At 73.0% G+C, this 25,396-nt stretch carries 16 protein-coding genes and 1 pseudogene; 12 read left to right on the forward strand and 5 right to left on the reverse strand.

The genetic code is table 11. The annotated features are described in order from the left end of the window. Position 1: 1 nt before the first annotated feature. From ACZ42X_RS13115 to ACZ42X_RS13140, 6 genes and pseudogenes are all read left to right on the forward strand, one after another. Positions 2-1,849: pseudogene (locus ACZ42X_RS13115) on the forward strand (lasso peptide isopeptide bond-forming cyclase); the annotation flags it as partial. 23 nt (positions 1,850-1,872) lie between these two features. After that, positions 1,873-2,127, forward strand: coding sequence for a lasso peptide biosynthesis PqqD family chaperone (locus tag ACZ42X_RS13120; protein ID WP_468288076.1), 255 nt, complete (start codon positions 1,873-1,875; stop codon positions 2,125-2,127). After that, positions 2,124-2,609: a lasso peptide biosynthesis B2 protein gene (locus tag ACZ42X_RS13125; protein ID WP_468288078.1), complete on the forward strand. Its 486-nt coding sequence runs from the start codon at positions 2,124-2,126 to the stop codon at positions 2,607-2,609. Before ACZ42X_RS13120 ends, ACZ42X_RS13125 begins: the two co-directional genes overlap by 4 nt. Continuing rightward, complete coding sequence (locus tag ACZ42X_RS13130) at positions 2,606-4,438, forward strand: ABC transporter ATP-binding protein (RefSeq protein ID WP_468288081.1); 1,833 nt, start codon at positions 2,606-2,608, stop codon at positions 4,436-4,438. Before ACZ42X_RS13125 ends, ACZ42X_RS13130 begins: the two co-directional genes overlap by 4 nt. Before the next feature lie 26 nt (positions 4,439-4,464). Continuing rightward, positions 4,465-5,124, forward strand: a complete 660-nt coding sequence (locus ACZ42X_RS13135) for a TetR/AcrR family transcriptional regulator (protein ID WP_468288084.1) — start codon at positions 4,465-4,467, stop codon at positions 5,122-5,124. Positions 5,125-5,503: 379 nt separating this feature from the next. Then, entirely contained in the window at positions 5,504-7,639 is a 2,136-nt protein-coding gene (locus ACZ42X_RS13140; protein ID WP_468288086.1) for a transglycosylase domain-containing protein, read from the forward strand. Between the two features lie 88 nt (positions 7,640-7,727). Here the strand turns inward: ACZ42X_RS13140 and ACZ42X_RS13145 are convergent, their stop codons facing one another. The 3 genes from ACZ42X_RS13145 to ACZ42X_RS13155 form a co-directional block, all read right to left on the reverse strand. Then, positions 7,728-9,053: a polysaccharide deacetylase family protein gene (locus tag ACZ42X_RS13145; protein ID WP_468288088.1), complete on the reverse strand. Its 1,326-nt coding sequence runs from the start codon at positions 9,051-9,053 to the stop codon at positions 7,728-7,730. Positions 9,054-9,256: 203 nt separating this feature from the next. Then, the gene (locus ACZ42X_RS13150; protein ID WP_468288091.1) at positions 9,257-10,156 is read right to left on the reverse strand and encodes a pentapeptide repeat-containing protein; all 900 of its coding nucleotides are present in this window, start codon (positions 10,154-10,156) and stop codon (positions 9,257-9,259) included. Positions 10,157-10,221: 65 nt separating this feature from the next. After that, positions 10,222-11,997 carry a PucR family transcriptional regulator gene (locus ACZ42X_RS13155; RefSeq protein WP_468288094.1) on the reverse strand — a complete coding sequence of 592 codons (1,776 nt, stop codon included), beginning with the start codon at positions 11,995-11,997 and terminating at the stop codon, positions 10,222-10,224. A 341-nt stretch (positions 11,998-12,338) separates the two neighbouring features. Between ACZ42X_RS13155 and ACZ42X_RS13160 the strand changes: the two genes are divergently transcribed. The 5 genes from ACZ42X_RS13160 to ACZ42X_RS13180 all read left to right on the forward strand — a co-directional run bounded on the left by ACZ42X_RS13160 (position 12,339) and on the right by ACZ42X_RS13180 (position 19,181). Beyond that, positions 12,339-13,229 (forward strand): FAD binding domain-containing protein, encoded by an 891-nt coding sequence (locus tag ACZ42X_RS13160; protein WP_468288097.1) that lies wholly within the window; start codon positions 12,339-12,341, stop codon positions 13,227-13,229. 2 nt (positions 13,230-13,231) lie between these two features. Beyond that, positions 13,232-13,849, forward strand: a complete 618-nt coding sequence (locus ACZ42X_RS13165; protein WP_468288100.1) for a (2Fe-2S)-binding protein — start codon at positions 13,232-13,234, stop codon at positions 13,847-13,849. Continuing rightward, positions 13,849-16,257 carry a xanthine dehydrogenase subunit D gene (pucD, locus tag ACZ42X_RS13170; protein ID WP_468288102.1) on the forward strand — a complete coding sequence of 803 codons (2,409 nt, stop codon included), beginning with the start codon at positions 13,849-13,851 and terminating at the stop codon, positions 16,255-16,257. The genes ACZ42X_RS13165 and pucD overlap by 1 nt, the downstream gene beginning before the upstream one ends. Before the next feature lie 298 nt (positions 16,258-16,555). Continuing rightward, positions 16,556-17,998, forward strand: coding sequence for an NCS2 family permease (locus ACZ42X_RS13175; RefSeq protein ID WP_468288105.1), 1,443 nt, complete (start codon positions 16,556-16,558; stop codon positions 17,996-17,998). 46 nt (positions 17,999-18,044) lie between these two features. After that, on the forward strand, positions 18,045-19,181 hold the full coding sequence (locus tag ACZ42X_RS13180) for an XdhC family protein (protein ID WP_468288108.1): 1,137 nt from the start codon (positions 18,045-18,047) through the stop codon (positions 19,179-19,181). Positions 19,182-19,187: 6 nt separating this feature from the next. Here the strand turns inward: ACZ42X_RS13180 and eccCb are convergent, their stop codons facing one another. Together eccCb and ACZ42X_RS13190 are read right to left on the reverse strand one after the other, a co-directional pair. Beyond that, the gene (gene eccCb / locus ACZ42X_RS13185) at positions 19,188-23,459 is read right to left on the reverse strand and encodes a type VII secretion protein EccCb (protein WP_468288111.1); all 4,272 of its coding nucleotides are present in this window, start codon (positions 23,457-23,459) and stop codon (positions 19,188-19,190) included. Next, entirely contained in the window at positions 23,422-23,952 is a 531-nt protein-coding gene (locus ACZ42X_RS13190) for a hypothetical protein (RefSeq protein ID WP_468288114.1), read from the reverse strand. Before ACZ42X_RS13190 ends, eccCb begins: the two co-directional genes overlap by 38 nt. Before the next feature lie 287 nt (positions 23,953-24,239). Here ACZ42X_RS13190 and ACZ42X_RS13195 point away from each other — a divergent pair, with 287 nt between their 5' ends. After that, positions 24,240-25,343 (forward strand): glutamate--cysteine ligase 2, encoded by a 1,104-nt coding sequence (locus ACZ42X_RS13195; protein ID WP_468288117.1) that lies wholly within the window; start codon positions 24,240-24,242, stop codon positions 25,341-25,343. The last annotated feature ends 53 nt before the right edge of the window (positions 25,344-25,396 follow it).

The following is a 25,396-nucleotide window of genomic DNA, read 5'->3' on the forward strand; positions in this document are numbered from 1 at the left end:
CATGATTGACACGCACGAGAGTGCGGGACCGGGCCCCGGCGACGCGGATTTCGTGGTCCTTCCGGACCACGCGGCCGCGCCCGCCGTGGCCCGGCTCTTCACCCGCACCGATGCCCACGAGGGCACCCGCACGCTGTGCCACCCCTCCGGACGGCCCTGGCTCGTCGGCCGCTGGCACGACGACGAGATCGTGGCCGCCCGGGCCGGGACCACGCTCCTCGCCGTCATCGGCTGCTGCCCGCTCGACGAGGCCGAACTGCACCGGCACGCCGCCCGTCTCCGGGACCTCGCCCAACTGGACGCCCTGGCCCGTACGCTGCCCGGCAGCTTCCACCTGCTGGCCGTCCTCGACGGCCGGCTCCGCGTGCAGGGCACCGCCTCGGGGCTGCGGCTGGTCTTCCACGCCCCGATCGGCGGCGTACGGGTGGCCGCGCCGCGCGCCGACGTCCTCGCCGCCGCGCTCGGCCGCGACCCCGACCCCGAGCAGCTCGCCGTCCGGCTGCTGTGGCCCGTGCCGCACCCGCTCGCCGAGGCGCCGATGTGGCGCGGCGTCACCGCCGTACCGCCCGAGGACGCGCTCGTCGTCGCGCCGGACGGACGCGGCGCACGGCACGCGCGCTGGTGGACCCCGCCGGAGCCGACACGGACCCTCGCCCACGGCGCGCCGCTCGTCCGCGAGGCGCTCACCGAAGCCGTCGCCGCGCGCACCCGCGCCGGGGGCACGGTCAGTTGCGACCTGTCGGGCGGCCTGGACTCCACCACCATCTGCTTCCTCGCCGACGACTCACCCGCCCACGTGGTGGCCAGCACCTGGCCCGGTCGCGACCCCGCCGACACCGACCTGCACTGGGCCCGGCAGGCCGCCCGCTTCCTGCCCGACGTGGAGCACGTCGTGTGGGACGCCGACGCCTCCCCGCTCGTCTACACCGACCTCCTCGCCATCGACGACCTGTTGGACGAACCCACCATCGGCGTCATGGACCGCTCCCGGATGCTGCACCACCTGCCCGCCATGGCCGAGCGGGGCAGCCGCCTCCACCTGACCGGCATCGGGGGCGACCACGTGGCCTGGTGCTCGGAGGCGTACTACCACCGCCTCGCCCGCACCCGACCCCTGTTCGCCGCACGGCAGTTGCGCGGCTTCCGCGCCCTGTGGCAGTGGCCGCTCGGCGCCACGCTCCGCGCCCTGGCCGACTCCCGTCCGTACGGCACGTGGCTCGCGGACGCGAGCGGCCGGCTGCGCGACCCTGGGCTGCCCGCCACCGTCACCACCAGCCTCGGCTGGGGCATGCCCCCGCGCCTCTTCGACTGGGTCACCCCCGACGCCGAGGCGGCCGCGCGGCGCGCCCTGCGCGAGGCCGCCGCCACCGCCCGACCGCTCCACCGGGACCGCGGCCTGCACGCCGACCTCGACCAGATCCGCGCCGGCAGCCGCATCATCCGGCAGTGGGACCGGATGGCCGCCCGCGCCGGCGTACCGATGGCCTCGCCGTTCCTCGACGACCGCGTCATCGAGGCCTGCCTCGCCGTCCGGCCCGACGAACGCGTCACGCCCTGGGCGTACAAGCCCCTCCTCACCGCCGCCATGAGCGGGATCGTGCCCGAGGTGTGCCTGCGGCGCACCAACAAGGCCGCCGCCTCCATGGACGCCGCCGACGGGCTGCGCGCACACCGCGCCGACCTGGTCGCGCTCTGGGAGGACTCACGGCTCGCCCGCCTCGGCCTGGTGGACGGCACCGCGCTGCGCCGCCTCGCCGAGCGGCCCTCCACGCCCGGGCTGCGCGACGCCATCCTCTACTCGACGATCGCCTGCGAGGTCTGGCTGCGCGGCCTCACCCCCGCCACGACCCCCCCGACCGAAGGGAACCAGCCATGGCACTGCGCTTCGGCGCCGACGTCTCCACCGCCGACACCGACTACGGCACGGTCCTCCTCGACGAACGCAGCGGACAGTACTGGGAGTTGAACCCCGCCGGCACCGTCGTCGTCCGCACCCTGATGGCGGGCGGCGACGAAGCCGCCGCGGCGGACGCGCTCGTCACCGCGTACGACATCGAGCGGGTGCGGGCGGAGCAGGACGTCGCGGCCCTGGTGGCCGAGCTGCGCTCCTCGGGGCTGGTCTCATGACCACGCCGAGCGCGCTGGAGCGGCCCACCGGAGTGCCGTTCGCCCGGCGGCTGGCCGCGCGGCTCGTGCTGCTGCCCGCGTTCGCACTCGCGCTGCTGCCGCCGCGCCGGATGCGCGCCGTGCTCGGCGTCGTACGCCGCGGGGCCCGGCCCGCCACCGCCGCGCAGGCCGCGGCCGCCCGCGACGCCCTGTGCGCGGTGAGCCTGCGCTGCGCCGGTCCGCGCGGCTGCCTGCCCCGCTCGCTGGGCGCGGCGCTGCTGTGCCGGCTGGGCGGGAGCTGGCCCACGTGGTGCACGGGCGTACGGGTCGTGCCGCCCTTCACCGCGCACGCGTGGATCGAGGCGGAGGGGCGGCCGGTGGGCGAGGGCGTGCCGGACGACTACTTCCGGCGCCTGATCGCAGTGGGACCGGTCCACGCGGCGCACGCGGCGCCCACGGCCGACGCGGCGGACCGGGCGGCGAGCGGGCCGCCGGTCCCATGACCGGCACACAGGTGGCCGGCGACCGCGCGGGCGCGGAGGGGGACCGCTCCACCCGGGCCGCGGTCGCCACGCTGTACCGGCTCACCGCGGGGCACCGGTCCTCCGTCGCCGCCGCCACCGCCCTCACCCTGGTCGGCTCCGCGCTGGGCCTGGCGCAGCCGCTGGTGGCCCGGCTCGTCGTGGACGGGAGCGGGCGCGCCGGGGACGGCGCGGCGTTCTGGACGCCGCTGGCGCTGCTCGGCGCGCTGTTCGTCGCCGAGGCGGCCACCGGCGCGGTGGGCCGCTTCGTGCTGGAGCGCATGGGCGAGGGCGTCGTACGGCAACTCCGCCACGGGCTCGTGGCCCGGCTGCTGCGGCTGGAGATGCGGGAGTACGACCGCCACCGCGGCGGCGACCTCATCGCCCGGGTCACCTCCGACACCACGCTGCTGCGGGAGGTGGTGTCGCAGGCGCTGGTCGACCTCGTGACGGGCGCGCTGGTCGCGGCCGGGGCGATCGCGCTCATGGCGTGGCTCGACCCCGTCCTGCTGCTCCTCGTCGCACTGACGGTGGCCGGTGCCGCCGCCGTCGTGGCCTCGCTGCTCCAGGGCATCCGCGCCGCGTCGACGCGCATGCAGAACGCCGTGGGCGCTCTCGCGGCGGACCTGGAGCGCGCGCTCGGCGCGCTGCCGATGGTGCGGGTGCACCGGGCGGAGGAGCGCGAGGCGCGGCGCATCGGGGAGCGCGTGGACGCGGCGTACGACGCGGGCGTACGGACGGCGAAGCTGGCGTCCGTGATGAGCCCGGCCGTCGAACTCGCCGTCCAGGGCTCGTTCCTCATCGTCCTGGTCATCGGCGGCCTGCGGGTGAACGGCAGTTCCGACTCCCTCGGCGACCTCGTCGCCTTCCTGCTGTACGCGTCGTACCTGGTGCTGCCGCTGTCGTCCGTCTTCCGGGCGGTCGGGCTGATCCAGCGGGGCATGGGCGCCCACCAGCGCATCGCGGAGGCGCTGGCGCTGGAGGCGGAGCCGGACGAGCCCTCCACCGCGAGGTGCCGGGTGACACCGCGTACCCCGCCTCCCGCCGAGGCGGCGCCGCCACCCGTACTCGCCCTGCGCGACGTCCGGTTCGGCTACGACCCGGGGCGCCCGGTGCTGCGCGGCGTCACCCTGACCGTCCCGCCCCGTCGGCAGGTGGCCCTGGTGGGCCGCTCCGGCGCGGGCAAGTCCACCGTCTTCGCGCTCGCGGCGCGGTTCTACGAACCGGACTCCGGGACCCTGCTGTTCGACGGGCGGCCCGCCGCCGAGCTGACCCGCGCGCAGTGCCGGGCGCGTATCGCGGTGGTCGACCAGAACACCCACGTCGTCCACGGCACGCTGCGCGACAACATCGCCTACGCGGTGCCCGGCGCCACCGACGAGGAGGTGCGGCGGGTGGTCGGACTCGCCCAGCTGGAGGGTGTCGTGCGGCGCCTCCCCGGCGGGCTTTCCGGCCGGCTCGGCGAGCGCGGCTCGACCCTCTCGGGCGGCGAGCGGCAGCGCGTCGCCCTGGCCCGCGCCCTGCTCGCCCGGCCGTCCCTGCTGCTGCTGGACGAGCCGACGTCCCACCTGGACGCCCTCAACGAGGCGGCGCTCACCGCCGTCATGCGGGACGCGGCCCGGGAGTGCGCGGTGCTGGTGATCGCGCACCGGCTCTCCACGGTCCAGCACGCCGACCGGATCGTGGTGCTGGACGAGGGCCGTGCCATCGCCTGCGGCGACCATGACGAGCTGCTGGAGACCAGCCCGCTGTACCGTGCGCTGGCCGCCGGCCAGATGCTGCGGCGTACCACACCTTACAACGGGAGTTAATTTACGACCGATGTAAGATGCGCTCCATGACCCAGCAGACGAGCAGCGCGACGGACACCGCGGCCCCCGGCCTGCGGGAGACCAAGAAGCGCGAGACGCGGCAGTTGATCTCCGACCGGGCGACCCGGCTCTTCCTGGAACGGGGCTTCGAGGCCACGACCATCGCCGACATCGCCGACGCCGCGCGCGTCGCGAAGAAGACGGTGACGAACTACTTCCCGCGCAAGGAGGACCTGGCCTTCGACCACCAGGAGGAGTTCGCCTCCGGTCTGGCCCGTACCGTCGCCGAGCGGGCGCCGGGGGAGACCGCCCTCACGGCGCTCCGCCGCTCCTTCCTGGCCGCCGTCGCCGCCCAGGACCCCGTCGCGGGATTCGCCGGGCCGGAGTTCACCGGCATGATCGCGGACAGCCCCACCCTGACCGCCTGCCTCCGCGGCCTGCAGGACCAGCGCGAGGACGCCCTCGCCGCCGCCCTCGCCGAGGCGACCGGCGCCCCGGCCGACGACATCACGGCGCGTACGGCCGCGGCCCTGCTGGGCGCGGTGCACCGCGTCCTGTTCCACCGCATCCAGGAGCTCACGCTCGCCGGCCACGCCAACCCCGAGATCGCGGCGACCTTGGAAAGGGAGGCCGTCCGGGCGTTCGACCTGCTGGAACCCGCCCTTGCGGACTACGCCCGGAAGTGAGCACGGGCGCGTCCGCCTGCTGGAACCGCCCCCCGCAGTCGGTGAAACTTCATCTTTCATAGGGTGAATACCGTAAAGAAGACGTGAGCAGACTCGGGGGGAATGATGTCGATGACGGTGGTCGGCCGTGACGTGGGGCGTGGGGCCGCGGTGATGTGCCATGGGTAAGAGGGGAAAGCCCGCACCGCGCCGGAGGACCGGACGCCTCGGTTCCGCGCGCCCGGACCACGCCGGCCATACCGGGCCGGAACGCTCAGCCGACTCGGAGCACCCGGGATACCCGGAGCACTCCGAGCACCCTGAGCACTCGGCATACCCGGAACACCCGGGCACCTCTGAGCGCTCCGAGTCCGCCGGACCTGCGGACGTGGAGTCCACCATGGCCCTGCGGACCCTCTCCGGCGGAGTCCCCGCCGCCACGGGCCGCGGGGACTCCGCCGGAGAGCCGCGCGCGGGAGCCGGCTCCCGCCGGGCCGCCCGGCAGCCCCGACGGAAGCCGCCCTCCTGGGTGCCCGTGGACCGGCTGGCGGTGCTCCTCCCGCTGGCGCGGCGCATGCGACCGCACTACCCCCGCCCGGGCCGCCAGGGCTTCCGTCGGTGGATCCCCTCGTGGCGGCAGCTCGTGGGCTCCCTGCTCATCGCCGTGGGACTCGTCACGACCGGTCTGGCCCTCGTGTACTGGCGTACGGAGATACCCGAGGACCTGAACTCCTTCGCCACGCAGCAGGACAACGTCTACTACTGGGACGACGGCACCGTGATGGCCCGTACCGGCTGGGTGCGGCGCCAGGAGATGCCCCTGGAGGAGGTGCCCGAGGACGTCCGGTGGGCGGTGCTGGCGGCGGAGAACGCCAGCTTCTACGAGGACCCGGGCATCTCGCCGTCCGGCATCACGCGCGCGATCACCCGGATGCTGGGGGGCGGCGAGACGCAGGGCGGCTCCACCATCACGCAGCAGTACGTCAAGAACGCCTACCTCAACCAGGACCAGACGTTCTCGCGCAAGTTCACCGAAGTGATGCTCGCCCTCAAGGTGGACAACAAGTTCAGCAAGGACGAGATCCTGGAGGGCTACCTCAACACCAGCTGGTTCGGGCGCGGCACCTACGGCATCCAGCGCGCCTCGCAGGCGTACTACGGCAAGGAGGTGTCCGAGCTCAACGCGAGCGAGGGCGCCTTCCTGGCGTCCCTCCTGAAGGGCGCCGGACTGTACGACCCGGCCCTCGGCGGCGGGAACCGCGAGCGGGCCGTGGAGCGCTGGGAGTGGACGCTGGACCGCATGGTCGAGATCGGCAAGCTCTCGCCGGCCGAGCGGGCGAAGTACACCAAGTTCCCCGAGCCCACCGAGGTGACCGGCGGCCGGACCGACCTCAGCGGCCAGCACGGGTACCTCGTCGAACTCGCCAAGTCGTACGTCACCCGCAGCGGGAAGGTCTCCGACGCCGAGTTCGACCTCGGCGGCTACCAGGTCTACACGACGTTCAACAAGACCCGGACCGAGGCCCTCGACAAGGCCGTCCACACGGCCCGGGCCAAGCTCGACCCGAAGAAGCGGGAGGAGGACACCTTCGTCCGCACGGGCGCGGCCACCGTCGGCGCGGACGGGAAGATCCTGGCCCTGTACGGCGGTCCCGGCTTCCTCAAGCAGGGGTTCAACGAGTCCAACGCGGTGACCGTCCCGGCCGGGTCGGCCTTCACCCCGTTCGTCTACGCGGCGGCGCTCAGCGAGGGCGTCATGCGCGAGCGCCAGGGCCCCCGCGCGCCCGTCACCCCCTCCACCCCGTACGACGGCCGGCACAACGCCTCCGTGATGACGCCCGAGGGCCCCTACTGGGACAAGAACGGCAAGGTGGTGAAGGGCAAGAACGACGGTGAAAAGTCCTGGGGCGAGGCCATCACCCTGCGCGAGGCGATGGTGAACTCCGTCAACACGCCCTTCCTCCAGCTCGGCATGGACGTGGGCCTGGACCGGGTGCGCCGCCACGCCGTGAACGCCGGACTGCTGCCGTCCAGCATGGGCCCCCAGGTACCGGCCTTCTCGCTGGGCACCTCCACGCCCAGCGCCATCCGGATGGCGACGGCGTACGGGACGTTCGCCGCGAAGGGCATGCACACCGAGCCGTACTCGGTCCTCAGCGTCACCCGCAACGGCCAGAAGGTCCCGCTGCCCGCCGTGCGCTCCCAGCGGGCCCTCTCCGCCGATGTGGCGCGGAAGGTGACCGAGGCGCTGGAGGGCGTGATGGAGGAGGGCACCGGCGCGACGGCGCGGGTGCCAGGGGTGCGCGCGGCCGGCAAGACGGGCACGACGCAGGACAACAAGGCGGCGTGGTTCGTGGGGTACACCGAGCAGGAGGCCACGGCCGTGGTGCTGTACCGGATGGACCTGCGCAAGCTGGACCTGATGCCGCTGGACGGGGTGGCCGGAGCCGGTACCGGTACGCTCGGCAGCCGCCTTCCGGCGGACATCTGGCGGGATTACACGGAGGGCAGGACGAAGGGGGCGGCACGCCCCTGAGGGCCGCGGCCGGCGGGGGCGGTACACCCGGTGAACGATGATGGCGGTACGCCCGTGAGGGCCGTACCGCCACCGTGTCCCGTTCCGGCTACTTGACCAGCGTCTTCCAGTCGGGCGCCTGGCCCGGGTCCAGCGAGCGCAGCTGCTCCAGGACGGCGGGGTCCTGGACGTCCAGCCAGTCGCTCAGCTCGCGGAAGGACACGCACTCCACGTCCTTCCGCGGGCAGACGTCCCGCATCATCTCCTCCACGGCCTGCATGTAGATGCCGCCGTTCCACTGCTCGAAGTGGTTGCCGATGAACAGCGGGGCACGGCTGCCGTTGTAGACCCGGTTGAAGCCGTTCATGTACGCGTCCAGCGTCGTCTTCTTCCAGGCCGGGTACAGGGCCGGGTCGCCGTCCGTCTTCCCCTTGGACTGGTTGTAGAGGAAGTTGAAGTCCATGGAGAGGACCTGGATCTCCTTGTCCGGGTACGGCAGCAGCTGCAGCGGGAAGTCCCAGATGCCCTCCTGCTTGCGCGGCCAGGCCTGGAAGCCGCCGGGCGAGCTGGCGTCATAGCGCCAGTCGTACTGCTTGCTCGCCGTGATGAGGTTCTTCTGGCCCTCCAGGCAGGGCGCCCGGCCCCCGACGAACTCCCGGTCGGGGTCGAACGGCAGCGGCTGGATGTCCGTGAAACCGGTGTTGGACTTCCACTTCTTCAGGAAGTCGTAGGTCTGGTCGATCTCGCTCTTCCACTCCTCGACGCTCCAGTCGCCACCGCCCTTGGGGCCGCAGAAGTGGCCGTTGAAGTGGGAGCCGATCTCGTGCCCGTCCTTCCAGGCGCCGCTCAGCTGGGTGAGCGTCGTCCGGATGTGCTCGTCGGTGGGGTACGAGATGGCGGCGGAGCCCCGGTCGTGCTTCGGGGGGTCGTACAGGTCCTTCTTCGCCTTCGGCAGCACGTAGATGCCGGTCAGGAAGAAGGTCATGTGCGCGTCGCTCTCCTTGGCCACCTGGCGGAAGTGGGAGAAGAGGTGGTCCTCGCCCTCCAGCGCGCCGTCCCAGGAGAACACCACGAACTGCGGGGGTTTCTGGCCCGGCTTCAGCTTCTCGGGCTTCAGCTGGTCCGGCTGCGGCCCGGTGTGCGAGGTCGAGCCGTCGCCCAGCACCTCCACCTTGCCGTCCCAGGGCTCGGCGCGCTTACGGGCGTTCGCCCCGGCGGGCCGCCGCTCACCCTGCGCCTGCGCCGCCTCGCCGTCGCCTTCGCCGCCGGTGCCCGTCGCCGCCGCCGGGGTCTCGGAACCGCCGGTGACGGTCCTCCCGAGGAACAGCGCGACCGCGACGAGCAACAGCGCGGACACGGTCATCAGGGCGGTACGGGCGCGGGAGCTGCGGTTGCCGGCTCGTCTGCGGCCCCGGCTGCGGGCGCTTCGGGTCATCGCTGTGGCTCTCTCGGTGCGAGGAAAAGGCATGCTTCATCCGGCATGACGATCCGAATATAGAACGTCTCATCGGTCCGCTTGGTGTGATGTCGCACATCTGTCCGGTGAGTTGTGCCTCTTGTGCCCTGGCCCGGGCCCTCGGCCCGACCCTCGGCTCGGCCCTCGGCGGCTCCCCGGTCGGCCGGGTTCCGCGCCGCGCTCTACGCCTCCCAGTGCGCGGGCCGGGCGAGCCCCGCGGGCAGGACCGTCCGGGCGTCGCCCCGTGCCGCGTTGAGCTGCGGCTGGGTCAGGAAGAGCGCCCCGGTGAGGTCGGTGCCGGCCAGCCGGGCGTCGCGGAGGTCCGCGCCGAGCAGGTCCGCCTGGCGCAGGTCGGCGCCCGTGAGGTCGGCCGCGATGAGGTAGGCGCCGCGCAGGCTCGCGCCCCGCAGGTCGGCGCCGGTGAGGCGGGCGCCCATGAGGTCGGCGCCGCGGCGGTTCTTCTTCTTGGACCGCGCGCCCGGGACGCCCGCCCGGACGAGCTCGGCGGCGCGCTGGAGCAGATCGCCGACGACCGCGCGGTGGGCGTTCAGGTCGAGGGCGGCGAGCTCGTCGGGGGAGAGGAGCGTGAGCCGCTCGGTGTCGTCGAGGACGCGGCGGATCTCCCCGTGGAGGGGGCGCGCAGGCTTCAGCGCCAGCGCCTCGGTGAGGTACCGGAGCAGCTCGTGCAGCTGTCGTACGACGGGGAAGGCGGCGAACATCGCCTGGGCCGTGTCCGGGTTCCGGCGCCAGTCGCGGCCGCCGAAGGTCACCTGGGAGACCTTCTGGCCGGCGCCGAAGCAGTCGTACACCGTGCAGCCGGGGAAGCCCTCGTCGCGCAGGCGGGTGTGGATGCCGCAGCGGAAGTCGTCCCGCAGGTTGGCGCACGGGGTGCCGGCGGACTTGCCGACGGCGAAGTCCGCCGACGCGGTGAAGGGCAGGGCGACGCAGCAGAGGCCGAAGCAGTTGGCGCAGTCACCGCGCAGGGCGTCCCGGTGCGGGGCGTCCTGGTGCGGGGCGTCCTGATACGGAGGGTCCTGATGCGGGGCGTCCTGGTGATGCAGGGTGTCCTTATGTCCGGACATGGTGATTCGCGTACTCGTTATCTGTGAGGGTGGTTGACTGGATGTCAGGACATTCTTACGGTCTGTCACGACATGCGCAGCGCCAGGAAGAAGTCCAGCTTGTCCTCGAGCCGCGACAGGTCACGCCCCGTCAGCTGCTCGATCCGCCCCACGCGGTACCGCAGCGTGTTCACGTGCAGGTGCAGCCGCGTCGCGCACCGCGTCCACGACCCGTCCGAGTCGAGGAACGCCTCCAGCGTCGGGATCAGCTCGGCCCGGTGCCGCCGGTCGTAGTCCCGCAGCGGGTCCAGAAGCCGCGCCGTGAACGCCCGTCGCACGTCGTCCGGCACGAACGGCAGCAGCAGCACGTGCGACGCCAGCTCGTGGTGCCCGGCCGCGCACACCCGCCCGGGCCGCGCCGCCGCCACCCGCCGCGCGTGCCGCGCCTCCTCCAGCGCGCCGCGCAGCCCCTCGGCCGAGTGCACGGCGGCGCTCACGCCGAGCGTCAGCCGCCCGTCGTCCCCGAGCCCCGCCGACAGCGGCTCCCGTACGGCCGCGAGCAGCGCGTCCGCGTGCAGCCCGGGGCCGCCCGCGTGCACCGCGACCGCGCCCTCCTCCTCCCCGTCCTCCGGGGAGGCGCCGGAGCCGTCCAGTCCCGGCACCGCGGGCAGCGGCACCAGGGCGATCGCCTCGTCCCCGGTGTGTGCCACCGCGATCCGGTCGGCCGAGTCGGGGCCCGAGGTCGCCGGGTCGACCAGGATCTCCTCCAGCAGCGACTGGGCGACCGGCCCGGACTCGAGGGCCGGAGCGCTCTTCGCCCCGCCCGCGCCGCCCGCGGGCGTGACGGCGGGCGCCGCGCCCTCCTCGCCCCACTCGACGCGCGCCACCACGACCTGCCAGTGCGGCGCGGTCCCGAGGCCCGGCAGCAGGACCGGCGCGGCCACCCTGAGGCGCGCCGCGATCTCCGCCGGGGCCGCTCCCGTCTGGACCAGCTCCAGGACCTCCTGCGCGAGGCGCCGCCGCACCGTGCGCGCCGCGTCCCGCCGGTCCCGCTCGACGGCGATCAGCTGCGTGACGCCCTGCAGCAGATCGAGCCGGGCGGCCGGCCAGTCGCTGGCGTCGGCCTCGACGGCCAGCAGCCAATCGGACAGCACGGTCTCGCGCACATCGCGCGCCGCGGGCGCCGCGCCGCGCCCGGTGTTACGGATCGGGAAGAGCGAGTACGTCGTGGGGCCGACCTGCGCGCGGTGCGGGCCGCGCCGCCCGGTGCGGGTGGCGGCCAGGTGCTCGCCGGCGAGCCGGGCGCCCACCTCGGCGGGCAGCGGCGCCCCGGCGCCCGCGATCCGGCGCCCGGTGGGGGACAGCACCCAGGCGTGCAGGTCCAGGTCGGAGCCGAGGAGGTCCAGGACGACCTCGGGTCCGCCGCCCGCCGGGCCGGACGTCATCAGCCTTCTGTGCCGATCGACGACAGCCGCGAGATCACCGGCCCGCTCACCCGACACCTGTCGAACAACATGCTCGGTAATCGTTGCAAAAGCAACTGATTCGTTTACTGCGAAGAGGGGGAGGCGGTGGCGCAAACAAGCCTGGACCAAGTCGTCCGGGATGGCGCCCAGTTCCGCCTCACCGGCCGCCAGGCCCGCGACGCCGGCCGCCGCAAGGATCCGGACGAACGGCTCGGAGTCGTGTCCGTCCCGTCGCCAGGCCAGGCCGGTGAGCACCAGCTCGCCGCCTGACAGGTACCGGCTGGGGTCCCGTAGGTCCGTCGTCATCACGCCGCGCACCGTGCGGTCGAGCTCGTCCTCGCCGCCGAGCAGCCGCAGCCCCAGCGCGTCGGTTTCCAGCAGTGCGCGCAGCCGCATCTCGTCGCCGCCGATCTTTTTCGTGGGTGTCTGGTTGTGGCCGGTGACCCGTGGCCACCGTTTCCGGGGGGAAACGGAGAGGTTACTGGTCCTCGCCTTTCGTTCGAATCTACAAGACGAGGAGGGCGGCCAGCCAACTCCTTCATATGTTCAGCGACTGCACCGGGTGGAGCACCGCTGGGTGTACTTGCTCCACGACGCGTTAACAGCACGTGAACATGAAGACGAGAACGTGGGCCCGGCCGTCCCCCGTGCCCCAGCGAACGACCGATCACGCAGATCACGGCACACGTCGATCACCTGGATCACGTACCACCGGATCACGTAGAAGAGAGCCACTCATGGACTTCCTTCGCCCCGCAAGCTGGGAGGAGGCGCTCGCCGCCAAGGCCGAGCACCCCACGGCCGTGCCCATCGCGGGTGGCACCGATGTCATGGTCGAAATCAACTTCGACCACCGGAGGCCGGAGTACCTGCTCGACCTCAACCGCATCGAGCTGCTGAGCGAATACGAGGTCGGCGAGGAGAACGTCCGTCTGGGCGCCTCCGTGCCGTACACGCGGATCATGGAGAACCTCCGTGACGAGCTGCCGGGCCTGGCCCTGGCCTCCCACACCGTCGCCTCCCCGCAGATCCGCAACCGCGGCGGCGTCGGCGGCAACCTGGGCACCGCGTCCCCGGCCGGCGACGCCCACCCGGCGCTGCTGGCGGCGGGTGCCGAGGTGGAGGTGGAGTCCGTGCGCGGCTCCCGCTTCATCCCGATCGACGAGTTCTACACCGGTGTGAAGCGCAACGCGCTCGCCCCGGACGAGCTCATCAAGACGGTGCACATCAAGAAGGCCGACGGCCCGCAGCAGTACTCCAAGGTGGGTACCCGCAACGCCATGGTCATCGCGGTCTGCGCCTTCGGCCTGGCGCTGCACCCGGAGACCCGGACCGTGCGCACGGGCATCGGCTCCGCGGCTCCCACCCCGGTGCGGGCCAAGGCGGCCGAGGAGTTCCTGAACGCCGCGCTCGAAGAGGGCGGTTTCTGGGACAACGGCAAGATCATCACTCCCTCGATCGCCAAGCAGTTCGCGGAGCTCGCCTCCGCCGCCTGCAACCCGATCGACGACGTACGAGGCACGGCCAAGTACCGCCGTCACGCCGTCGGGATCATGGCCCGCCGCACGCTCGGCTGGACCTGGGAGCAGTACCGCGGCACCGGCCGCACCCTTGAAGGAGCTGCATAACCATGCGCGTCAATTTCACGGTCAACGGACGTCCGCAGGAAGCCGACGACGTCTGGGAGGGCGAGTCCCTCCTGTACGTCCTGCGTGAGCGCCTGGGCCTGCCCGGCTCCAAGAACGCCTGCGAGCAGGGCGAGTGCGGCTCCTGCACGGTCCGCCTCGACGGCGTCCCGGTCTGCTCCTGCCTCGTCGCCGCCGGCCAGGTCGAGGGCCGCGAGGTCGTCACCGTCGAGGGCCTCGCCGACTACGCCAAGCAGCGTGCCGAGCACAGCGGCGCGTGCGGCACCGGCGCGTGCGGCTCCACGGCCTCCGACGGCAAGGAGGGCACCCCCCTCCAGGCCGCCCAGCAGTGGTCCGCCAAGGGCGGCACCGACTCGCAGACCGGCGAGGGCGGCGAGCTCTCCCCGATCCAGCAGGCCTTCATCGACGCGGGCGCCGTCCAGTGCGGCTTCTGCACCCCGGGTCTGCTGGTCGCGGCCGACGAGATGCTGGAGCGCAACCCGTCGCCGTCCGACGAGGACATCCGCGAGGCGCTCTCCGGCAACCTCTGCCGCTGCACCGGTTACGAGAAGATCCTCGACGCGGTCCGCCTGGCGGCCGCTCGTCAGGGAGAGGCAGTCTGATGGCTCAGAACACCCGAGTCGCGTCCGCCCCGGCGGGCACTCCCACCAAGGTCACCCAGGGCTCGCAGACCAAGGGCGGTATCGGCGAGTCCACGCTCCGCCCCGACGGCACCCTCAAGGTCACCGGCGAGTTCGCCTACTCCTCGGACATGTGGCACGAGGACATGCTCTGGGGCCAGCTCCTCCGTTCGCCCGTGGCGCACGCCGAGATCGTCTCCATCGACACCTCCGAGGCCCTCGCGCAGGCCGGCGTCTACGCCGTCCTGACCTACGACGACCTGCCCACCGAGGTGAAGAACTACGGCCTGGAGATCGAGGACACCCCCGTCCTCGCCCACGGCCGGGTGCGCCACCACGGTGAGCCGGTGGCCCTCGTGGCCGCCGACCACCCGGAGACCGCCCGCCGCGCCGCCGCGAAGATCAAGGTCGAGTACAAGGAGCTGCCCGTCGTCACCGACGAGGCCTCCGCGCTCGCGCCGGACGCCCCGCTGCTGCACCCGGGCCGGGACGACCACCACGCCGGCCACGTCCCGCACCCGAACATCGTGCACCGCCAGCCGATCATCCGCGGCAACGTGGAGGAGGCGCGCAAGCGCGCCGACGTGATCGTCGAGGGGGAGTACACCTTCGGCATGCAGGACCAGGCCTTCCTCGGCCCGGAGTCCGGCCTGGCCGTGCCGTCCGAGGACGGCGGTGTCGACCTGTACGTCGCCACCCAGTGGCTGCACTCCGACCTCCGCCAGATCGCCCCGGTCCTCGGCCTGCCCGAGGAGAAGGTCCGCATGACGCTCTCCGGCGTCGGCGGTGCCTTCGGCGGTCGCGAGGACCTGTCGATGCAGATCCACGCCTGCCTGCTGGCGCTCCGCACCGGCAAGCCGGTGAAGATCGTCTACAACCGGTTCGAGTCGTTCTTCGGCCACGTCCACCGGCACCCGGCGAAGCTCTACTACGAGCACGGCGCCACCAAGGACGGCAAGCTCACGCACATGAAGTGCAAGATCGTGCTGGACGGCGGCGCCTACGCCTCCGCCTCCCCGGCCGTCGTGGGCAACGCGTCCTCGCTCTCCGTCGGCCCGTACGTCATCGACGACGTCGACATCGAGGCCATCGCGCTCTACACGAACAACCCGCCCTGCGGCGCCATGCGCGGCTTCGGCGCGGTCCAGGCGTGCTTCGCGTACGAGGCCCAGATGGACAAGCTCGCGGCGAAGCTGGGCATGGACCCGGTGGAGTTCCGCCAGCTCAACGCCATGGAGCAGGGCACGCTCATGCCGACCGGCCAGCCGGTCGACTCCCCGGCCCCGGTCGCCGAGCTCCTGCGCCGCATCAAGGCCCGTCCGCTGCCGCCGGAGCGCCAGTGGGAGACCACCGCGGGCGCCGACGTCCGCGCGCTGCCCGGCGGTCTGTCGAACACCACGCACGGTGAGGGCGTCGTCCGCGGCGTCGGATACGCGGTCGGCATCAAGAACGTCGGCTTCTCCGAGGGCTTCGACGACTACTCCACCGCCAAGGTGCGCATGGAGGTCATCAACGGCGAGGCGGTCGCGACCGTCCACACCGCGATGGCGGAGGTCGGCCAGGGCGGCATCACCGTCCACGCCCAGATCGCCCGCACGGAGCTGGGCGTCACCCAGGTGACGATCAACCCGGCCGACACCCAGGTCGGCTCCGCCGGCTCCACCTCCGCCTCCCGCCAGACGTACGTCACGGGTGGCGCGGTGAAGAACTCCTGCGAGCTCGTCCGCGAGAAGGTCCTGGAGATCGGCCGCCGCAAGTTCGGTACGTACCACCCCGCGTGGGCCACCGCCGAGCTGGTGCTGGAAGCCGGCAAGGTCGTCACCGACGGCGGCGAGGTCCTCGCCGACCTGGTGGACGTCCTGGAGGACGAGATCGTCGAGATCGAGGCCGAGTGGCGTCACCGCCCGACCGAGGCCTTCGACCTGCGCACCGGCCAGGGCAACGGCCACGTCCAGTACTCCTTCGCCGCGCACCGCGCGGTCGTGGAGGTCGACACCGAGCTCGGCCTGGTCAAGGTCATCGAGCTCGCCTGCGCCCAGGACGTCGGCAAGGCGCTCAACCCGCTGTCCGTCGTCGGCCAGATCCAGGGTGGTACCACCCAGGGCCTGGGCGTGGCGGTCATGGAGGAGATCATCGTGGACCCGAAGACCGCGAAGGTGAGGAACCCCTCCTTCACGGACTACCTGATCCCCACCATCCTCGACACCCCGACCATCCCGGTCGACGTGCTCGAACTCGCCGACGACCACGCGCCCTACGGTCTGCGCGGCATCGGTGAGGCCCCGACCCTGTCGTCCACCCCGGCCGTCCTCGCGGCGATCCGGAACGCGACGGGCCTGGAGCTGAACAAGACGCCGGTCCGCCCCGAGCACCTCACCGGCACCCTGTAGGCCCTCGGGGCCGCAAGGCCCCGGGGCCCCGCAAGCCCTCCGGGCGGTGTGTGCCTCCCAGGAACGTCACACTTCCCAGCCCGCACCGCCCGGAGTAGCAACCGCACCGCTCGCGGTTCCCCCCACGCTTCACCCCCCACCCATCCCCCGACCCCCCCACCGGCGAAGTACCCCCCACGCAGTACCCCGTTCGTCTCGGGCCGTCCCCCGGGTCGTGCAGCCAACGCACCATCCCAAATCCCGCAGCTTTACGCCCCTGTGCACGCGGGTGCCCCTTTGAACCTTGGGAGTAGGCACCATGACCCAGTCGTCAGTGGAGCCGAAGACCGTCGCCGAAGACGCGGGCTCCGGCTCTCGCGTCCCCGCCGGACGGTCTTGGCTCGACCGGTACTTTCACATCACCCACAGAGGATCCACGGTCGCGCGTGAGGTGCGCGGCGGCATCACCACCTTCATGGCGATGGCCTACATCCTCCTGCTCAACCCTCTGCTGCTCGGCGGCGAGGATTCGCTCGGCGACAAGCTGAGCCAGCCCGCGCTGATCACGGCCACCGCCCTCGCAGCAGCGGTCACCACTCTGGCGATGGGTTTCATCGGCAAGGTTCCGCTCGCCCTCGCGGCGGGCCTGAGCGTCGCGGGCGTCATCTCCACCCAGGTCGCCCCCGAAATGACCTGGCCGCAGGCCATGGGCATGTGCGTCGTCTACGGCGCCGTGATCTGTCTGCTGGTGGTCACCGGCGTCCGTGAAGTCATCATGAACGCCATACCGCTGGCGCTGAAGCACGGCATCACGATGGGTATCGGCCTCTTCATCGCGATGATCGGCTTTGTCAACGCCGGCTTCGTCGGCAAGGGCCAGGGCGGCGGTCCCGTCACCCTCGGTGTCGGAGGCTCCCTGACCGGCTGGCCGGTCGCGCTCTTCGCCTTCACGCTCCTGCTGATCTTCGCGCTCCAGGCCCGCAAGATCCCCGGAGCCATCCTGCTCGGCATCGTCGTCGGCACGGTCGTCTCCGTGATCGGTACCGCGACCGGCCTCATCGGTGAGAAGGAGTGGGGCGGCAAGGCGCCGATCCTGCACGGCAGCCCGGTCTCCATGCCGGACTTCTCGCTCTTCGGCCAGGTCAGCTTCGGCGGCTGGGACAAGCTGGGCTACGCCGCCGTCAGCATGATCGTCTTCACCCTGGTGCTGGCCGGCTTCTTCGACGCCATGGCGACCATCATCGCCGTCGGCCAGGAGGCCAAGCTCGCCGACGCCCAGGGCAAGATGCCCGGCCTGAACAAGGCGCTGTTCATCGACGGCGCGGGCGGCATCATCGGCGGTGGCACCGGTGCCTCCGGCCAGACCGTCTTCATCGAGTCCGCGACCGGCGTCGGTGAGGGCGCCCGTACGGGCCTGTCCGCCTCGGTCACCGGCCTCTTCTTCGCCGCGTGCCTGTTCTTCACCCCGCTCACCCAGCTGGTGCCCGGCCAGGTCGCCTCCGCCGCCCTGGTCGTCATCGGCGCGATGATGCTGCAGAACGCCCGGCACGTGGACTGGACCGACTGGTCCGTCGCCGTCCCGGTCTTCCTCACGGTCGTGCTGATGCCGTTCACCTACACCATCACCACGGGCGTCGGCGCCGGTGTCATCGCGTACTGCGTCATCAAGGCCGCTCAGGGCAAGTGGCGCGAGCCCAGCATCCTGATGTGGGTGCTCTCGGCAGTGTTCATCTTCTACTTCGCCATGGGTACCGGACACTGACAAAGGCCGGGCCCTCCACACAGAAGCTCTCTCGAAGGAGGCCGACATGCTGGACATCGCCGAGGAACTCACCCGGTGGGTCGAGCAGGGACGCGACTTCGCCGTGGCCACCGTGGTGGCCGTCGGCGGCAGCGCGCCCCGGCAGCCGGGCGCCGCTCTCGCCGTCGACAGCGAGGGCACCGCGATCGGCTCGGTCTCCGGCGGATGTGTGGAGGGCGCGGTCTACGAACTGTGCCAGCAGGCGCTGGCGGACGGCGAGACCGTCCTGGAGCGCTTCGGCTACAGCGACGAGGACGCCTTCGCGGTCGGCCTGACCTGCGGCGGCATCATCGACATCCTCGTCACCCCGGTTCGCGGCGGGGTCTACCCCGCCGCGCTGGCGGCCGCCGCCGGAGGGGAGGCGGCGGCCCTCGCCAGGATCACGGAGGGACCGGCGGAGCTGCTCGGTACGGCTCTGCTGGTCCACCCGGACGGCTCGTACGAGGGCGGCCTCGGCGGCCACCCCGAGCTGGACCGCACGGCCGCGGGCGAGGCCCGCGCCATGCTCGACGCCGGCCGCACCGGCACGCTCGTCATCGGCGAGGACGGCTCCCGCTGCGGGCAGCCGCTCACGCTGCTGGTCGAGTCCAGCGTCCCCGCACCCCGCATGATCGTCTTCGGCGCCATCGACTTCGCGTCGGCGCTGGTACGGGTCGGCAAGTTCCTCGGCTACCACGTCACCGTGTGCGACGCCCGTCCCGTCTTCGCCACCCCCGCCCGCTTCCCGGAGGCGGACGAGGTGGTCGTCGAGTGGCCCCACAAGTACCTGGAGTCCACCGAGGTGGACGGCCGCACCGTGCTGTGCGTGCTGACCCACGACGCCAAGTTCGACGTGCCCCTGCTCGAACTGGCCCTGAAGCTTCCCGTCGCGTACGTCGGCGCGATGGGCTCCCGCCGCACCCACGAGGACCGCAACAAGCGGCTGCGCGAGGTCGGCGTCACCGAACTCGAACTCGCCCGCCTGCGCTCCCCGATCGGCCTGGACCTCGGCGCCCGTACGCCCGAGGAGACGGCCCTGTCGATCGGCGCGGAGATCGTCGCCGCCCGGCGCGGCGGCAGCGGCGTCTCCCTCACCGGCGCCCACACCCCCATCCACCACGACGGCCCCGACGCCCCGGCGGGCCGCATCGGCTCCGTCGCCTGAGCCCCCTCACGGCCCCCCGGAGGCCCCCGCCCGGCCGGCCGTGCCCCGCGGAGGCACGTACGCCAGCTGCACCCGCCGGGACGCGCCGCGCCGGTCCGTCATCGTGCAGCGGCCCGGGCGGTCGCCGGAGAGCGTGATCTCCTGGGCGCCCTGCTCCCGCACGCCCTGCGTGAGCGGCTCGTACATCGCCCGTGAGGCCCGTACCGAACTGCGGCACAGCACCAGACGCAGCCCGAGGTCCCGGCCGAACGGCAGGAACTCCAGCAGCGGGTGGAGCGGGTTGCCCGAGGCGGTGGCGACCAGCTCGTAGTTGTCCACCAGGACGAAGAGGTCGGGGCCCGTGTACCAGCTGCGGCTGCGCAGCTGCTCCGCCGTGACGTCCACGCCCGGCATCCGCTCCCGGAGGACCGCCGCCAGCTCGGCCACCGCCTCCTTGAGCTGGGCGCCGCTCGCGCAGTAGTGCGTGCGGTCGGCGGGCAGGTCGTGCAGCAGCGAACGCCGGTAGTCGACGACGACCAGGCCCGCCTGCCGCTCCGCGTACCGCGAGGTGATCTGCTGGGCGATCAGCCGCAGCAGGGAGGACTTGCCGAACTCGCTGTCCCCGACGACGACGAGGTACGGGTCGGCCTCGAAGTCGATGGTCACCGTCGACAGGCTCGCCTCGTCTATGCCGACGGTGATCTCCCGACCGGGGTCGTCCTCCCGCTCCCGCCCCAGCTCCTCCAGCGGCAGCAAGGCCGGCAGCACCCGCACCGGCGGCGCCGGCGGGCCCGCCCAGGCCTCCCCGATCGCGGTGACCAGGTGCGTGGTGGCGGCCTCCGCCGGCGCGTCCGGGCCGTCCGGGCCCCCGCTCAGGCGCGGTACGGCGGCCAGGAAGTGGTACCCGCCGGGACTCAGACCGCGGCCGGGCACGCCGACCGGGACGGCCTCCGCCTTGCCCCGGTCGATCTCCGACTCCTTGGGATCGGCCAGCCGCAGCTCGACCGCGGGGCCGAGCCGGTCGCGCAGGGCGGGGCGTACGTCGGCGTAGCGCGGCGTGGCGAGCAGCAGGTGGACGCCGTGGGCGGGGCCGCGCGCCGCCAGGTCCACGATGGTGTCCTCCAGCTGCTCGTAGTCGCTCTTGAAGCCCGACCAGCCGTCGATGACCAGGAAGACGTCGCCCCACTTGTGCTCGGCCCACTCGCCGGCGCCACGGGCCCCGCGGTACTCCTCCATGGAGCCGATCCCGTGGGCGCGGAAGAACTCCTCGCGCTCGGCGAGGACGCCGGCGACCTCGGCGACCGTACGGCGCACGTGCTCCCCGTCGAGCCGGGACGCCCGCCCGCCCAGGTGGGGCAGGCCCTCCAACAGGCGCAGGGAGCCGCCGCCGAAGTCGAGGACGTAGAACTGCACCTCGCGCGGCGTGTGGACGAGGGCGAGCCCGCAGACCAGCGTGCGCAGCAGCGTCGACTTCCCGGACTGCGGCCCGCCGACCACGAGCGCGTGACCCGTCCCGCTCGCGAAGGCCGCGTACCGCACCTCGCGGCGCTGCTCCTCCGGCTTGTCGAGCACCGCCATGGGGACGGAGAGCGCCGGCCCCTGGAGGCCGTCGGCGGTGTGCTGCGGGTGCAGTCCGCGCTCCGCGTCGGTGACCAGGGGCGGCAGCAGGTCGGCGAGGGCCGGGGGCGTGTCCAGCGGCGGCAGCCACACCTCGTGCGCGGGCGGTTCCTGGCCGCGCAGCCGCCGTACGGCGATGTCGAGCAGCGAGTCCTTCGACGGGCCGGCCGCGCCGGAGACGTACGCCCCCTTGAAGCGGACGAGCGTGTTCGTGCCGGACCGCAGGTAGCCGAGGCCCGGGTCGCTCGGCAGGTGGTACGCGTCCGCCACGCCGATCGCTGCGCGCGACTCCGCCGCCGAGGAGGCGCGCAGGCCGATGCGGTACGAGACGAAGGGGTCGAGGCCGCGGAGCCTGGCCTCCTCCAGGCGCTGCGAGGCGAGCAGCAGGTGGATGCCGAGCGACCGGCCGAGCCGGCCGATCCGCACCAGCAGGTCCAGGAAGTCGGGCTTCGTGACCAGGTCGCCGAACTCGTCCACCACGAGCACCAGCGACGGCAGCGGGTCGAGGGGCGTGCCGTCGGCGCGCGCCTTCTCGTACGCGGCGAGGTGCGGGAAGTTCCCCGCGTCGCGCAGCAGGTCCTGTCGGCGGTGCAGCTCGCCGGTGAGCGCCTCGCGCAGCCGGTCAACGAGGGCGGGGTCGTCCGCCAGGCCGCTGACGACGGCCGAGACGTGCGGCAGATCCGCCAGGCCGGCGAACCCCGTGCCGTCCTTGGCGTCCGCGAGGAGGAAGTTGACCGTCTCGGAGGAGTGGGTGACGGCGAGTGCCAGCACCAGGGCCCGCAGCAGCTCCGTCTTGCCGGAGCCGGTCGCCCCGACACACAGGCCGTGCGGGCCCATGCCGCCCTGGGAGGCGTCCTTCAGGTCGAGGTGGACGGGCCCGCCGTTGTCGTCCAGACCGAGCGGCACCCGCAGCCGCTCCTCCGCCCGGCGCCGGGGGCGGGCGCCGCCCTCCAGGCCCAGCAGCGTGGCGTAGGCGGTGACCGGGTCGGGCCGTGTGGTGGAGTCGCCGCCCCCTTGGGCGCCGAGCCAGCGCTCGCGCATCCGCAGCGTCGTGTCGGCCAGGGCCCGCCGGGCCTCCGCCGTACTGGTCGCCTCCTCCAGCCGGGGCACGGCCACGCGGAAGCGCCGGCGCCGGGCCAGCGCCCAGCCGACGCCGATGCTGGAGGCGAGACCGGCGTCGACGTACGACTCGGAGGGATCCTCCAGGGCGAGCTCGACCCGGGTGCCGAGCAGCCCCAGCAGACCCGAGCCGAAGTCGCTCCACCGGCGGGCGGAGACCAGGAGGTGGACGCCGTAGTTCAGCCCGGTGTTGACCAGGCGGTGGATGGTGGCGGCGAAGGACGGGTTCTCCCAGTGGAAGTCCAGCCAGCCGTCGATCACCACGAAGATGTCGCTGCCGCTGCCGTCCGGCAGCTCACCGGCGGCGCGCAGCTCGCGGAACTCCTCGACGGAGTCGATGCCCCGGTCCCGGAACAGCGCGCGCCGCGCGGCGACCGCGTCCTGCACGGCCGAGAGGACCTGCTCGACCGCGCTGTGCTCGTGCGGCGCGGCCACCATCCGCACGTGCGGCATGGAGCGCAGCACCCCGAGCCGGTTGACGGCCCCCTCCAGGAGGTAGAACTCCACCTCGTGCGGGGTGTGGGTGAGGGCCAGGGACATCGCGATCACGCGCAGCAGGGTCGTCTTGCCGCTGCCCAGCCTGCCGACCACCGCGGCGTTGCCCTCCCGCCCGGCCAGGTCCAGGAACATCGGCTCCCCGCCCGAGGTGGCCTCGGTGCGGCCGATGGGCACCAGCAGCCGGGACGCGCCCTCCCAGGAGTCGCAGATGAACCCCCGGTCCGGGGTGTCCACCGGCGGCGGGAGCAGCGCGCCGAGCAGCAGCTCGTCGGCCTTCGCGGTGCGGGCGGCGAAGGGCCCCGCCGCGGCGTCGATCACCGGGGCGTACGCGAGCGGCACGTGCCCCTCGTACTGGCCCGACTTGGTGGGCGTCTGCTCCGGGCCTCCCTGGTTGACCACCGCGTCGTGGACGTACGTGTACAGCTCGTCGGGCGTGATCACGCCGTCGCGGTCCAGGTCGGCCAGGCCCGTGCCGAGCCCTTCGTTGACCGCCGCCGTGAACCGGGAGCCCGGGCGGGCGTTGTCGAGGGTGAGCTGGTCGCCCTCGTACGCGTACTCCAGCGCCGTGGAGGCGGTGATCACGAAGGTGCCGCGGCCCGCCAGGGCCGACTCGACGTCGACGGGGGCGGGCGACATGGGGGTGCCGCGGTGGAAGAGCCCGCTGTAGCAGCAGTCCAGCAGCACGATCTTGGCGCGGGCCTCGCACTCGTCGAGGAGGTGGTGGACGAGGTCGGCGCGGACGGCGGTGGTGTGCGGGCGGCCGAGGTCGGTGCCGATGGTGGCGAAGAAGAGCCGGCCCGTGTCGTTGCGGACGCCGTGGCAGGAGAGGTAGAGCAGCACCAGGTCGTCGGGGGCGCGGTGGGCGAGCAGCGCCTCCATCTCGCGCTCGATCTCCTCCTTGGGGCGGTTGGAGAGCGTACGGACGAAGTCGAAGCGGCCCACCGCCGGGTCCCTGAGCAGTGCCTCGAGCTCGCCGGCGCCGCGCGCGGGGGAGCGCAGCTGGTTCAGACCCGGGTCGACGTACCCGTCAGTCGCGACCAGCAGCGCGATTCTGCGTCCCGCCATCGCCGTCCCCCGTGCCGTTTCCCGTGCGGTCCGCGCCGGTGCGGTCCCCGCTCGTGCCGTCCGTCCCCGTGCCGGCCGCGCTCGTGCCGTCCGTGCCCGTGCCGTCCGCCCCCGTGCCGGCCGTGCCCGCCGCGATCCGCGCCGCCACCACCTCGACGAGCGCCGCCTGGTCCTTGGCGGACAGCGCCTCGAAGGTGCCCTGGTGGCCGTCGAACTCCCACGTGACGGAGCGCGCCTTGGAGCGCTGGATGTACGCCACCAGCACATTGCCCACCGCCTTCACGGCGGCGGCCGAGAAGGCCCCGCTGACGACCAGGACCCCGAGCTCGTACCCCGCCGAGGCCATGGACCCGCCCGGGGCCGGGGCCGGCTTGCGCCGGACCTGGAAGTGCCCGAGCGCGCGCAAGTCCTGGTAGAGGGACGTGACCTGGCGGTCGATCTGCTCCGCGGAGGCCGAGGGTCCGGCATCCACCCTCAGTTCCATCTCGTACATTCCGCCTCCCTTGGCCCCGGGGTCACGCCGATCGGAGTCGATCGTATAGCGGGGCGGTGACAGTGCGTCAGTGCTTCACCACGGATGGGCGCCGACCGGGGCCAGGGCCGGGCCAGGGTCCGGGCCAGGACTGGGGCAGGACCGGGTCGGGCCCCGGGTCCGGGTTCAAGCCGGGTTCGACGGGAACTCGCCAGATCCCGGTGGGGGGCGGTGCGCGGCCTGCCCGGACCCGGGATGATGGGCGTCCCGCGTGGTCCCCGCCGGATGCGATGGAAAGGTGGTTTCCGTTGCGCACTGTCGGAGTGGAAGAGGAACTCCTGCTGGTGGATCCGTACAGCGGCGAGCCACGGGCGCTGTCCATGGCCGTGCTGGCCCTCGCCGCGAAGGAGAGCCGGGAGGGCAGGGAGCACGCCTTCCAGAAGGAACTGCAGGGCCAGCAGTTGGAGTTCGCCACGCACCCGCGCTCCGGCATGCGGGAGCTGCACGCCGAGGTGGAGCGCTGGCGCGCCGAGGCGGCCCGCCACGCGGCCGGGGCGGGTGGCGCCGTCGCGGCCCTGGCGACCTCGCCGCTGCCCGCCGGGCCCGCCTTCACCGAGGGCGAGCGCTACCGCTGGATGCAGGAGAACTTCGGCCTCACCGCCCAGGAGCAGCTCACCTGCGGTTGCCACGTCCACGTGTCGGTCGAGTCCGACGAGGAGGGCGTCGCCGTCCTCGACCGCATCAGGCCCTGGCTGCACGTGCTGCTCGCGCTGAGTGCCAACTCGCCCTTCTGGCAGGGCCACGACAGCGGGTACAGCAGCTACCGCAACCGCGTCTGGGGCCGCTGGCCCTCGGCCGGCCCGGTCGAGCTCTTCGGCTCCGCCGACCACTACCACCAGCAGGTCCGCGACCTCATCGGCACGGGGGTCCTGCGCGACGAAGGCATGATCTACTTCGACGCCCGGCTGTCCCGCGCCTATCCGACCGTCGAGGTCAGGGCCCCGGACGTCTGCCTGGACGCGTCCACCACCGCACTGATCGCCACTCTCGCCCGCGCTCTGGTCGACACCGCGGCCCGCGAGTGGCGCGCGGGCCTGCCCCCGGCCCGCCACACCGTCAGCCTGCTGCGCGCCGCGTCGTGGCGGGCGAGCCGCTCCGGTGTGGACGGCGAGCTGCTCCACCCCGAGACCATGCGGCCCGCACCCGCCGAGCAGGTCGTGCACGCGCTGCTCGCCCACGTCGAGGAGGCGCTGGAAGCAAACGGCGACCTGCCCGACGCCCGCAAGGGCACCGCCGAACTGCTCGCCCACGGCAACGGCGCGCGCGTCCAGCGCGAGCTGCTGCGCCGCACCGGCAGCCTGCGCGACGTCGTCCTCGCGTGCGTACGCCGTACCCAGGAGCACGTGTACTGAGGTCGCGTCCGCGGAGCGAACGGGGTGGCATGATCCGCGGAACTCCGGGCAGG

The sequence above is a fragment of the Streptomyces sp. NPDC030862 genome, from assembly GCF_055571835.1.

Excerpts from the sequence above, each read along its gene's own strand:
- ACZ42X_RS13150 (WP_468288091.1), bottom strand. The coding sequence starts at position 10,156 with ATGTCCGGACATAAGGACACCCTGCATCACCAGGACGCCCCGCATCAG.
- ACZ42X_RS13120 (WP_468288076.1), top strand. The coding sequence starts at position 1,873 with ATGGCACTGCGCTTCGGCGCCGACGTCTCCACCGCCGACACCGACTAC.
- ACZ42X_RS13175 (WP_468288105.1), top strand. The coding sequence starts at position 16,556 with ATGACCCAGTCGTCAGTGGAGCCGAAGACCGTCGCCGAAGACGCGGGC.
- pucD (WP_468288102.1), top strand. The coding sequence starts at position 13,849 with ATGGCTCAGAACACCCGAGTCGCGTCCGCCCCGGCGGGCACTCCCACC.
- ACZ42X_RS13155 (WP_468288094.1), bottom strand. The coding sequence starts at position 11,997 with ATGCGGCTGCGCGCACTGCTGGAAACCGACGCGCTGGGGCTGCGGCTG.
- eccCb (WP_468288111.1), bottom strand. The coding sequence starts at position 23,459 with ATGGCGGGACGCAGAATCGCGCTGCTGGTCGCGACTGACGGGTACGTC.
- ACZ42X_RS13160 (WP_468288097.1), top strand. The coding sequence starts at position 12,339 with ATGGACTTCCTTCGCCCCGCAAGCTGGGAGGAGGCGCTCGCCGCCAAG.
- ACZ42X_RS13130 (WP_468288081.1), top strand. The coding sequence starts at position 2,606 with ATGACCGGCACACAGGTGGCCGGCGACCGCGCGGGCGCGGAGGGGGAC.
- ACZ42X_RS13165 (WP_468288100.1), top strand. The coding sequence starts at position 13,232 with ATGCGCGTCAATTTCACGGTCAACGGACGTCCGCAGGAAGCCGACGAC.
- ACZ42X_RS13140 (WP_468288086.1), top strand. The coding sequence starts at position 5,504 with ATGGCCCTGCGGACCCTCTCCGGCGGAGTCCCCGCCGCCACGGGCCGC.
- ACZ42X_RS13190 (WP_468288114.1), bottom strand. The coding sequence starts at position 23,952 with ATGTACGAGATGGAACTGAGGGTGGATGCCGGACCCTCGGCCTCCGCG.
- ACZ42X_RS13125 (WP_468288078.1), top strand. The coding sequence starts at position 2,124 with ATGACCACGCCGAGCGCGCTGGAGCGGCCCACCGGAGTGCCGTTCGCC.
- ACZ42X_RS13135 (WP_468288084.1), top strand. The coding sequence starts at position 4,465 with ATGACCCAGCAGACGAGCAGCGCGACGGACACCGCGGCCCCCGGCCTG.
- ACZ42X_RS13145 (WP_468288088.1), bottom strand. The coding sequence starts at position 9,053 with ATGACCCGAAGCGCCCGCAGCCGGGGCCGCAGACGAGCCGGCAACCGC.
- ACZ42X_RS13180 (WP_468288108.1), top strand. The coding sequence starts at position 18,045 with ATGCTGGACATCGCCGAGGAACTCACCCGGTGGGTCGAGCAGGGACGC.